Annotated in this window: 11 protein-coding genes; 6 read left to right on the top strand and 5 right to left on the bottom strand. The window is 43.0% G+C overall.

Annotated elements, in window-relative coordinates:
• A partial coding sequence (locus F6K52_RS07185) for a hypothetical protein (RefSeq protein ID WP_293075808.1) occupies positions 1-215 on the top strand: 215 nt, incomplete at its 5' end.
• Between the two features lie 109 nt (positions 216-324).
• Here F6K52_RS07185 and pstB read toward each other — a convergent pair.
• The 5 genes from pstB to F6K52_RS07160 all read right to left on the bottom strand — a co-directional run bounded on the left by pstB (position 325) and on the right by F6K52_RS07160 (position 5,756).
• Positions 325-1,125 (bottom strand): phosphate ABC transporter ATP-binding protein PstB, encoded by an 801-nt coding sequence (gene pstB, locus F6K52_RS07180; RefSeq protein ID WP_293075806.1) that lies wholly within the window; start codon positions 1,123-1,125, stop codon positions 325-327.
• Complete coding sequence (gene pstA / locus F6K52_RS07175; RefSeq protein ID WP_293075804.1) at positions 1,119-2,081, bottom strand: phosphate ABC transporter permease PstA; 963 nt, start codon at positions 2,079-2,081, stop codon at positions 1,119-1,121. The genes pstB and pstA overlap by 7 nt, the downstream gene beginning before the upstream one ends.
• 95 nt (positions 2,082-2,176) lie before the next feature.
• Complete coding sequence (pstC, locus tag F6K52_RS07170) at positions 2,177-3,106, bottom strand: phosphate ABC transporter permease subunit PstC (RefSeq protein WP_293075803.1); 930 nt, start codon at positions 3,104-3,106, stop codon at positions 2,177-2,179.
• Between the two features lie 389 nt (positions 3,107-3,495).
• Positions 3,496-4,437: a PstS family phosphate ABC transporter substrate-binding protein gene (locus F6K52_RS07165; RefSeq protein WP_293075800.1), complete on the bottom strand. Its 942-nt coding sequence runs from the start codon at positions 4,435-4,437 to the stop codon at positions 3,496-3,498.
• 107 nt (positions 4,438-4,544) lie between these two features.
• On the bottom strand, positions 4,545-5,756 hold the full coding sequence (locus F6K52_RS07160) for a transposase (protein ID WP_293075798.1): 1,212 nt from the start codon (positions 5,754-5,756) through the stop codon (positions 4,545-4,547).
• Positions 5,757-6,321: 565 nt separating this feature from the next.
• Here F6K52_RS07160 and F6K52_RS07155 point away from each other — a divergent pair.
• The 5 genes from F6K52_RS07155 (at position 6,322) to F6K52_RS07140 (ending at position 10,957) form a co-directional block, all read left to right on the top strand.
• Entirely contained in the window at positions 6,322-7,443 is a 1,122-nt protein-coding gene (locus F6K52_RS07155; protein WP_293075796.1) for an alpha-hydroxy acid oxidase, read from the top strand.
• A 271-nt stretch (positions 7,444-7,714) separates the two neighbouring features.
• Positions 7,715-8,590 carry a transporter substrate-binding domain-containing protein gene (locus F6K52_RS07150; RefSeq protein ID WP_293075794.1) on the top strand — a complete coding sequence of 292 codons (876 nt, stop codon included), beginning with the start codon at positions 7,715-7,717 and terminating at the stop codon, positions 8,588-8,590.
• 97 nt (positions 8,591-8,687) lie between these two features.
• A complete protein-coding gene (locus F6K52_RS07145; RefSeq protein WP_293075792.1) occupies positions 8,688-9,563 on the top strand; it encodes a M48 family metallopeptidase in 876 nt (291 codons plus the stop codon).
• A gap of 27 nt (positions 9,564-9,590) precedes the next feature.
• Complete coding sequence (locus F6K52_RS36935; RefSeq protein WP_364416445.1) at positions 9,591-9,704, top strand: hypothetical protein; 114 nt, start codon at positions 9,591-9,593, stop codon at positions 9,702-9,704.
• 338 nt (positions 9,705-10,042) lie between these two features.
• Positions 10,043-10,957, top strand: a complete 915-nt coding sequence (locus F6K52_RS07140; RefSeq protein WP_293075790.1) for a hypothetical protein — start codon at positions 10,043-10,045, stop codon at positions 10,955-10,957.
• Positions 10,958-11,009 lie beyond the last annotated feature (52 nt).

The following is an 11,009-nucleotide window of genomic DNA, read 5'->3' as shown; positions in this document are numbered from 1 at the left end:
ATGTGTCGTATATACTTTTTTTTAGTAAATGGGTAGGCAAAGGTGCCAGCTTCATCAAAAAAGACAGCAACAGTTTTCAAGGTTTACCTCAAACTGGGCATCAACCAAAAATTATAGCAATTTTAGGACTTACGCAAATCCCTCAAGTTAACGCTACCTGTAGGGTGGGCAAGGTTTTGCCCACCCTACCCATGGATTCTGTGCGTAAGTCCTGAATTTTTAGTTGATGAAAGCAGCATGTTCAGGAAGGGTTTACGATATGCGATTAGCCCGAAGGGCGTTGGCTAGCGAACGCATATCCCTTAACCAGCTGCTGCTGAGGTTCTAGCCAATGCGTCCGCTAATATAAGCTTCTGTCTGTGAGTTCGACGGTCGTTCAAACATTTGCCTAGTCTCCCCAAACTCCATCATTGCCCCCAAGTACATAAACGCGGTATAGTCTGATATTCTTGCTGCCTGTTGCATGCTGTGAGTCACAATCAAAATTGTGACCTGTTTCTTCAGCTCACCGATTAATTCTTCAATGCTGGAAGTAGCAATGGGGTCAAGGGCAGAGGTGGGTTCATCGAATAAAATAATCTCTGGGTCAGCCACTAAAGCCCGGGCAATACAAAGACGTTGCTGTTGACCTCCAGATAGGTTATAGGCTGAGTCATAGAGGCGGTCTTTCACTTCATCCCACAAAGCCGCTCCCCGCAAGGCTTTCTCCATTTTGTCTTCAATCAGACGACGCCTATTTTCACCGCGCACTCGCAACCCATAGGCAACATTATCATAAATTGATTTCGGAAAAGGATTAGGCTTTTGGAATACCATGCTAATCCGCATCCGAACTTCTATCGGGTCAATTTTCTTACCTAAAATGTTGACATCGGAGTCGAGCCAGATTGCTCCCTCGTAGCGATTACCAGGATAAAGGTCATGCATACGATTGAAGCATCGCAGTAACGTGGTTTTGCCACACCCTGATGGTCCAATTAGTGCAGTTACTTGTTTTTCCGGCACCACTAAACTAATACTTTTAAGCGCCTGAAATGAACCATAGTAAAAACTGAGGTTATCCACCTCAGCTTTGGCGTTACTAATAGTTGATTCGGATAATTTATCAGATATTTGTTCTACCATTTTAGACCTTTACGGAAGCGATAGCGTAGATAAATAGCAATACCATTCATAGCCAGAGTCATAGCAATCAACACTGTACCGGCTGCAGCTGCATTTGCCTCAAATGCCCGTTCAGGTCTAGATACCCAGGTAAACATTTGAATCGGCATAACCGTGAATTCAGACTGAAGCCATGCAAACAGCTGCTGTATGTTTAGATAGGGAAATTCACCCTGAAAGGGAATATAAGGAAATTCGCTGTTTATTGGAGAATCTGGCAAAAAGCGAATAAATACTAGAGCACCAATGGTAACCACAGGAGCAGTTTCTCCAATTGCCCGAGATAAACCAATGATTACGCCTGTGAGAATACTACCAAAAGAATAGGGCAAAACATGATCCCAAATCATTTGCCACTTACTGGCTCCAAGAGCATAAGCAGCCTCCCGGAGATGATTAGGAATTGCTCGCAGTGCCTCTCGTGTGGTGACAATCACCACTGGTAGAATTAACAAGGCTAAAGTCAACCCTGCTGAGAGAATGCTTCGACCTAAATTTAACTCATAGACGAATAACCCCAAGGCTAATAAACCATAGACAATGGAGGGAACTCCTGCCAAATTCGTGACATTAATTTCAATAAAATCCGCTAGCAAGTTTTTTCGGGAATATTCTTCTAAATAAATTCCTGAAGCCACACCAATGGGCACCGCAGCTAAGGCAGTCACTAACATAATCAGACTAGTGCCTACCCAGGCCGACATAATCCCCGCTTTTTCTGCTCTACGACTAGGAAACGATGTAAAAAACTCTGGTGAAATCCGGGATATTCCTGAACTTACCATATAGACTATTAACGCCAGCAAGATAAATATAGCCACCAGAATAACTACCAAACCAACGATGGCAAAAATCTGATTAATAAGCTTACGGCGATTTATATCTTCTTGAATTGTAAGTAATTGTTCCTGTGACATTTATATAGCGTTTTCCAATGATATATGAAACTAGTATTGATAGATAATTCCTAAAATAAAAAAATGTGTACCTCACCCAACTTAAAATCGCTATACTAATAAATTTCTCGATAACGCTTAGCTAAGAAATGCCCGATGATATTTAGGACTAGAGTCATTAACACTAAGGTTAGTCCAGCTGCAAAAATGGTCTGGTATTCTAGAGTGCCATGAGGCAAATCTCCAAGACTTACCTGGACGATGTAAGCAGTGATTGTAGCGGCTTGGTCTAGGGGATTCCAAGCTATTTTGGGTTGTAAGCCTGCTGCGATCGCAACAATCATCGTTTCCCCTACAGCCCTCGATGCTCCTAGGATGTAGGATGAGGCAATGCCTGAAATAGCAGCAGGAAACACAACGTTCCATGCTGTCTGTAAGCGAGTTGCTCCCATAGCATAAGACCCTTCCCGTAACTCTACCGGAACCGCTCGCATGGCATCTTCACTAATGGAACTAATAAAGGGAATAATCATCAAACCCATGACTAGACCCGCACTTAGCATATTAAAAACCGGCAATTCAGTAAAAATATTGCGCAGAAGAGGGCTAACCACCAGCAGGGCAAAATAACCATAAACCACTGTAGGAATTGCTGCTAAAAGCTCCAAACCTGGTTTAATTACTTCTCGTAATGTAGGAGGAGCAAATTCACTTAGGTAAATCGCAGCAATAGTTCCTGTGGGGATAGCAAGTAGGAGAGCAGTCGTAGCGGTTACTAGGGTTCCTGATATCAATGGCAAAATTCCGTAGTGTTTATCTAGAAACATCGGTGTCCATTTGGTATCAGTGAGGAAATCAATTAATGAGACTTCCTTGAAAAATGCCAGAGATTCCCTAAGCAGGAAAAAGATAATTGCTGCCATAGTGGCGACTGAAGATAATGCCGCCAAAAACAATAGTATTTCAATCCCTCTTTCTCGCAAATTGCGAATTAATTTTGGTGAGAGTTGTTTGGTCTGGTTAAGTCGAATCAGTTTTTCGGTCATTAAATCGGGAATAAATAAAAGTATTGTCTCAAGGCAGCTGTCAGTTATTAGTTATTGCGCTACGCGCACGCTAATTGAGTGGCTATTGGCGGCCACGCTAAGCGAATGGGATATGCGTAATTATGGGCAAATCCCCAGACTTTCAATTCTGATTAATCTCGAACTATTAGATTTTTCTGTTTGCGCACCCTAAGCCAAAAAAGTTTATTTTCACCTGAAGGCTGAAGGCTCACGGCTGTTCGCGCAGCGTGCGCATAGCGCATATGCTTACCTGAGAATTTAGGACTCTTTTGAACATAAGTCAAGAGCGATGATTGATAATTCTACTACTAATCGCTCTTGACCACATTAAAGCAATTAAATCCTCTAGGTTAGATCCAGTTCTAGGCTTAGTTACCGCTACCGACTAGAACCTCTAACTCTGCCAGGGATTTGGCATAGTCTGCAGAAGATAGAGGCACCGACTTAACCTCAGTGACTAATCGCTCAGCATTTTGGAGGTAATAGGTCACAAAATCATTTACCTCGGGACGCTTAACAGCGTTTTTGTTGACATAGATGAAAATTGGTCGGGATAGGGGCGTGTAAGTCCCGTTACGTACCGTTGTCAGAGAAGGTTCTACCCCATTGATAGCAACAGCCTTAAGCTTGTCTTGGTTTTCTAGGTAGTAGGAAAGACCGAAGTATGCCAGGGCTTTTGGATCCGTTTCTACACCTTGAACCAAAACGTTGTCATCTTCACTAGGGGTGTAATCGGTGCGGCTAGCACCAGACTTGCCGTTAATCTTTTTAGTGAAGTAGTCAAAGGTTCCGGAGTCTGCACCAGGACCGTAGAGAACGAGGGGCAGGTCTGGCCAATTAGAATTTACTTGACTCCATTTGGTTACAGTGCCCTCAGACTCAGGCTTCCACATTTTATTGAGTTCTTCAACTTTAATGTCTGTAACCGCACTATTGCCTTTATTGACTACGACGGTAATCGCATCGTATGCCACTGGAATGGCCATATACTCAATGCCATTTTTAGCACAGAGTGCCTTCTCTTTGTCCTTAATTGGTCGAGAAGCGTCAGAGATGTCGGTTTCCCCAATACAGAATTTCTTAAAACCGCCACCAGTTCCAGAAATACCAACGGTTACTCGTACTCCATTTTTCTTGAGATCCTGAAACTCTTCCGCTACTGCTTCAGTAATCGGGTAAACGGTGCTAGACCCATCAATTCTGACGGTGGGTGTACCTTGAGAGTTAACTGTTGGTGCCACTAACGCAACAGTTGATGCTACTACGGCAAACAAGCCAGCTAGCTTCCAGCTATTTTTTTTCAATTTCATCGCTTTGACCACTGTAAAAAACTCCCAGCAATTCTAGGGTGTCGCAATCCACACTTGGTCAAGACTATAGAGCTATTACTAAGTAACGGTAATTGACACTCCCCGGTCTAAAGACGCGGGGATTCTTCGCTCAACGATTCGGCTTGCTGAACCTGGCCGGAACCAAGAACAGTAGAGGCCAAATCTCCCGAAGTGTTTGGATCGAGGATCCAGGTTCCGGTGTGCCCCACCGTACCCAAGGCTCTTTTCAGGATATTGATAGCGGCATTGTGGTCACGATCTAACTTACAACCACATTTGCAGACGTGAGTCCTAGTTGATAGTGACTTCTTGACTACTTCGCCACATTCAGAACAGTTTTGGCTTGTATAGGCAGGATTAACTGCTACGGTCGCCCGGCCAAACTTATTGCCAAAATGCTCCATCCATTTTCTGAATTGATACCAACCTGCATCATTAATAGACTTGGCAAGACAGTGATTTTTAACTAAGTTTTTGACTCTTAAATCTTCATAGGCGACCAAGTCGTTAGACCGGATTACACGGCGCGCAAGTCTCTTTGCGTGCTCTTCGCGTTGCCTACTTATTTTAAGATGTTGTCTACCTAATCTGTTAATGGCTTTCCTACGATTGGATGAGCCTTTCTTTTTCCGGGAAACCCGGCGCTGATAAAACTTTAGTCGCTTCTCTCCAGTTCTATAGAACCGGGGATTGGGTTCAGAGTTGCCGTCAGAGTCAGTGTAAAACTCCTTAAGCCCCACATCTAAGCCAATGGTATTTTTAGATGGTTCCAATTCCTCAACTACGTCAACTGAAACGCAGAATTGAATATAGTAGCCATCAGCTCTTTTGACTATCCGAACCCGCTTAATTTGTTTCTTGTCGAAGCGCCATAAATCCCAAGTGCCCTTGAGTTTGAGCTTCCCTATGCCTTTCTTGTCGCTGAAGGTGATTGACTTCTTATCAGGAGATAGTTTCCATCCCGACTGTTTGTACTCAACCGATCTACAGTGCTTTTGAAAACGGGGAAACCCTTTCTTTCCAGGTACTTTTTTCTTACAGTTGTCATAGAAGCGGACAATCGATGACCATGCTCTTTCCGACGCAGCCTGACGGGCTGTAGAGTTTAACTCATTAGCAAAAGGGAATTGATGAGCCAGTACTTTACTGTACTTACTAAGGTCAAATTTATTCGTACCTTTGTTATCCATCCACAAACGGATACAGCTGTTTCGGATAAATTTAACTGTCCGAATAGCCTCATCTATGGCTGAGTACTGAGACTTTTTCCCTTTGGCTTTAAACTCAAGAATGATCATCGGTTATCGACCTCTACCGCTTCTAATTTATTCTATCACACCTAGAATAAAACGTCAATCACTAGCTATTCTTATAGGGCGGCTAAAGCCACCATCTCGTTTTCATCCCCGGTCTAAAGACGCGAGGCTTTCAACCTCGTTGATTCTTTGTAATAGCGTAAGGTTTAGTTAAATTTAGGTTAATGTTTGTTTAAGAAACAATCTGTGGCTTTCTTTCGTCTTATATATATTTACCCTTAGTCTTTATATTATCTTTCTTTTTTTTATTGTCAAGACTAAAAGCAATTTACAGAAATAAAGTAAAAAGCCCAATCCTTATAGCTTCTGGGTTATTTATAGTGTATGAAGGCATTCTCCTGTGGACTTGATCTAAAAGCTTGTATAATCAATCCCGCAGCCGGTCAGGTGCCTTACTGAGAAGGGTTCCAGAGTCCATTTACCCTACACCGAACCCCAAAGGCGAACAAGAATGCGCGAATTTAGAATGCGCGAATTTAGAATGCGCGAATTTGAAATTCAACTTTCAACCTTCAACCAACCTTAAACCTTCAACCAACCTTAAACCTTGAATCAACCCATTAATCTATTCGAATACGAATCCCTAGCGCCGCAGTATCTATCTCCTATGGCACTGGATTATTACGCCAGTGGTGCTTGGGATGAAGTAACACTGCGAGACAATCGTGCAGCGTTTGAAAAGATAAAACTCCGTCCTCGGATGTTGGTGGATGTGAGTCAACGAGATTTAAGCACACAAATCCTAGATCAGTTTTTCCCCATACCGATTCTGGTTGCTCCCATGGCATTCCAGTGTCTGGCCAATCCAGAGGGTGAATTGGCAACAGCAAGGGCGGCAGCTGAGGTAGGGGCAATCATGGTGTTGAGTACGATGTCCACCAAACCGTTAGAAGCTGTAGCCCTTGCCGGGAAACAGAGCCAACAGAAGCAGGAGGCAACATCCCATATCCAAAATCCCTCATGGTTTCAGCTGTATGTCCATCGCGATCGCACTCTCACCCGTAGACTGGTGGAACGGGCGGAGGCAGCTGGTTTTAGTGCCCTTTGTCTGACCGTAGATGCACCAGTGTTGGGGTGTCGGGAAAGGGATCGACGCAATCAATTTACTCTACCGGTAGGGATGGAATTGGCTAATTTAGCGACTATGACTGGTCTGGAAATTCCCAAAACCGCAGGAGAATCGGGTTTATTGAGCTATTTTGCCCAGCAAATTGACCCAGCACTGACCTGGCAGGATCTGGAATGGTTACAATCGATCACTACTCTACCGGTGTTAGTCAAAGGCATTTTGCGAGGAGATGATGCTCTCAAGGCATTGGACCATGGAGCAAAAGGAATCATTGTATCGAATCATGGGGGTCGGCAATTGGATAGTGCGATCGCATCCATCGATGCCTTACCCGAAGTGGTTGCAGCTGTGGGAAATCATCTACCGGTATTAATCGATGGGGGTATCCGTCGAGGCACTGATGTGCTCAAAGCCCTAGCCTTGGGAGCCTCAGCGGTGTTGGTAGGTCGTCCGGTGTTATGGGGATTAGCTGTAGGAGGAGTTGCGGGAGTACGCCATGTCTTGGAATTGTTACGAGATGAATTGGATATAGCCATGGCCTTAAGTGGCTGTACTAAGGTCAAGGATATTGACCGTACTTTGGTAAAAATTAAAGATTGACAAAATAATTAATAAATTAATAATAACTTATAATACCTAAAAACTAAGCCAAATAGCTTAGTAATATCAATAAATTGGCTGAAGTTATAGCAATACTGTGCATGTTAAGTTTCATGACAAAAGTTATTAGTTATTGGTAATACTTTGATACTATTCCCCTAAATTCCTAGCACTTATCAGGGTTAGGGTCAGGGTTAGGTAACCTTTGAGGGATTTATCTATTGAAAAGTAATATCAGTAAATAATTATTAGTCTGAAATCCGAAAAAGAAATGAGGAATAAGCTAGCCACTGTCACCCTTAGTATTATCTTATCCTTAACCTTTACCTCAGCCAGTTTAGCTGAAACAGTCTTGTCTGAAATTAAGCGCACTGGTGTTTTAAAAGTAGGAATTAGAGAAGATGCCGCTCCCTTTGGTTTTTTAGACGACCAAGGCAAATTGCAAGGCTACTGCATGACTAAAATGTATGTTCTAGCCAACTATTTTGGTGAAGTACTCAATAGACCTGTTCGGTTAGAACCAATTCCATCTGTTCTAGACGAAGACTCCCCTAACAATCGTTATGGGATGGTAGCCAATGGCAAGGTACATCTAGATTGTGGTCCCAATACGATCAAAAGTGCTCCACCACTATCAGGAGTTACTTACTCCACTGCTTTTTATTTTTCCGGGACACATTTTCTAATCAGACCCGAAATGAAGGGTATATTCAATCCTGAAACTTCCCTAGCTGGTAAAAAAATTGGTGTCCTTCCTGGTTCAAATACACATCCCTTAATCTCCAGTACCTACCCATTAGCTGAAATAGTAGACACTCGTTACAGAAGCTCTAACGGTCGAGAATTGGCTCTGAAAGATGTTGTCGAACAGGATATTGATGCTTTTGCCAGTGATGGCATGCTTTTAATGGCAGAAGCCTTAAGACAAGGGCTGACATTCCAGGATTTTACCTTAATTCCTGACCGACCGTTAAGTTGTGATTTTTACGGAATAATTTTACCAGATCAGGATATAGAATGGAAGACAATAATTGATAAATTTATTACTAACTTAAGGTGGGAGATAATTTTGGAAAAATCCTTGGGTGTTGAATCTATTTATTACCAAGGTATACGACAAGCTGCTTATGATAAATGTGCTAACTAAATCGCTGACTGCTGAAAACTGACTGCTGAAAACTGACTGCTGAAAACTGACTGCTGAATACTTACAAGCCTATTTTTGATTATTCAAATAGACGACTATGTTAAACCCATTCTTTTGGATTAAGCGTGCTTCCCCTCGTCGATGGTTTTACCTGCTGATTGTGGGAGTTGTGGCACTGCATCTAGGGGTAGGGTTAGCCAATACTTCATCAGCATTTGATTTATGTGGGTTGTTGGATGGTGATCCAGGAATTGAGATAATTCAGTTAATCACCATTTCTGATCAACAAGAAGTAGAGCTGGGTAGGTGTTTTCATCAACACAGAGTTGATGAAGGGCTGGCAATTTACCGCGATCGCAAAGTCACTAAATACGTCCAAGAGATTGGTCAGAGATTAATCCCCTATAGCGAACTCCCCAATTTTCCCTATACCTTTCAAGTAGTCAAGGACAACACTATAAATGCCTTTGCCTCGGTGGGTGGCTTTGTTTATGTTCATACTGGCTTGCTCAAAGGGGTAGAAAATGAAGCTGAGTTAGCTGCAGTGATAGCTCACGAAATTGCTCACATTGCTAGCAAACACAGCATAGAGAAACTGCGCCAGATTATCAAAGACAAGAACCTTGAGGTAAATAGTGAAGTCGAGTACAAAACCATTATAAATCTTCTTGAGGATATCGCCTTCTCTCTTCCCCGAGGAAGGCAGCAGGAATATGAAGCGGATCGCAAGGGATTAGAAATGTTGCACCGTGCTGGCTACGCTCCCTCAGGCATGACTGGATTTCTCCAAAAATTAACCCAAAAAGTAACCACAGGCAATACACCGGCAATGCTAAGAACCCACCCAGAAACAGTAAAACGCCTTGATACTCTCAACGAAATAATCAACAAAAAAGGTTGGAATCCCAATGATGGTGATGGCTTAGACAGTGCTATCTACAAACAAAGAATTCAATCTCTACCAATCGAGTAGGTGAGCTAGCTATACTGACTGGCTGATGTGCTCAAAGCCCTAGCCTTGGGAGCATCAGCGGTGTTGGTAGGTCGTCCGGAGGTGTTACCCCTACCATCACCCACCTTTCAGGCTGTCTCTTTTACACTTACCATCTGTTAGATGCTTTTTTCCAATTGCTCTTATTATATAGCATTTACAAATAGGTCATAAACAATATTGCTTATTTGTCATAACACAAAAAAATCCTCCAAACTCTTGCCTAATGCTCCGGAGTCTCTGCTCCTAAGTCCCTTTTGATATCAATCCTATGTTTACATCTCAAATATAAACTTTACATTGGGCTTCAGGTTCCTGATTCTATTCACTTTTCCTGGAATATATAGATTGAACAACCGGATTCGGGGATGATTCTTCACAAACCGGAGTAAAACTATCACGGTTTGCGCACTACTGAGATTTTGTAAGGAACCTATTGAAATCCCAAGGAGATGCTTGAGGTGAGTGATCAACTATCCCCTCCTAACCTAGAAGAGGCGGACGCTTTATTATCTGAGCTATTTCAAGAGGTTCAAGAGTGGGAGGGAACTCTAGCTGGAGGCACAAAGTTGGGTATTGGGGCAGACGCTATTGACAGTCTGCGTCAATCAAAAGTTAGTTTTGGCAATCCTAGAGACAGATTAATTCAGCTTACGGAAGAAACATTCAAAAATAGCGGCACTGAACTCAACGACATCTACAAACAGCAGATTCGGGAGCAGTTTGACTTCTATTCCATGACACACACCGTCGATTTGCGTCCAGAACGAGCAGCTAGATTTTGGCGATTGACCTGTGAGCTTGATTTTAGTCCAAAAGGCAGCAGTGAGCCAATTATTCAAAGCCTGTTTCCCACACAGCAGTGGCGCTCAGTTATGAGCTTTGGTGTCGGGATGGAAGTGGGCTTGAATGGCAACCTCGATTGGAATGTTGGCGTGGATAGCTCTGAGTTAGATCAACTGGTGGAGTTACTTCCCGGTCAGCTAAAAGCGAATGTTGGAAACAAAGACAATTTTAACGTATTCCTTGCTGTTCCAGCCTATCGATACGAACTCGGTCATCCTGAAATCCTAACCAATGGTGAAGGCAACTCTAACTGTTATTGGTGTATTCAGGATAATCAGTTGCAGAAAATCGGGACGGTGAAATTGGCGATCGTCTTTAAAGTACCTAAAGTAACTGAATCAATTACTGTGCGGGGTATAGCATGGGCTGAACCCGATCTTAATTGGCTCACTGGTGATATACGGGATGTATTCGGTGATTTGTCTGATAGATTGAAACAGTTACTTCGGCAAAAGAATAACGTAGCCAGTCGGTTTGCTCGTGGTGTTGATGGTCAGGAGTGGACACTGACTTTACCCAAAGCCAGCTAACAGATTGACCAACCGTGACCATGAATCACAATGGTTCAAGATGTCAGTTAAT

This window comes from Moorena sp. SIO3H5 (genome assembly GCF_010692395.1).
Classification (GTDB): domain Bacteria; phylum Cyanobacteriota; class Cyanobacteriia; order Cyanobacteriales; family Coleofasciculaceae; genus Moorena.
The sequence above is the reverse complement of the archived record's forward strand: the minus strand, read 5'-3'. Positions and strand labels throughout refer to the sequence as shown.

What these genes read in the sequence shown, in the direction of transcription:
- pstC (WP_293075803.1), bottom strand. Translation starts at nt 3,106, where the DNA reads ATGACCGAAAAACTGATTCGACTTAACCAGACCAAACAACTCTCACCA.
- F6K52_RS07150 (WP_293075794.1), top strand. Translation starts at nt 7,715, where the DNA reads ATGAGGAATAAGCTAGCCACTGTCACCCTTAGTATTATCTTATCCTTA.
- F6K52_RS07160 (WP_293075798.1), bottom strand. Translation starts at nt 5,756, where the DNA reads ATGATCATTCTTGAGTTTAAAGCCAAAGGGAAAAAGTCTCAGTACTCA.
- F6K52_RS07145 (WP_293075792.1), top strand. Translation starts at nt 8,688, where the DNA reads ATGTTAAACCCATTCTTTTGGATTAAGCGTGCTTCCCCTCGTCGATGG.
- pstA (WP_293075804.1), bottom strand. Translation starts at nt 2,081, where the DNA reads ATGTCACAGGAACAATTACTTACAATTCAAGAAGATATAAATCGCCGT.
- F6K52_RS07165 (WP_293075800.1), bottom strand. Translation starts at nt 4,437, where the DNA reads ATGAAATTGAAAAAAAATAGCTGGAAGCTAGCTGGCTTGTTTGCCGTA.
- pstB (WP_293075806.1), bottom strand. Translation starts at nt 1,125, where the DNA reads ATGGTAGAACAAATATCTGATAAATTATCCGAATCAACTATTAGTAAC.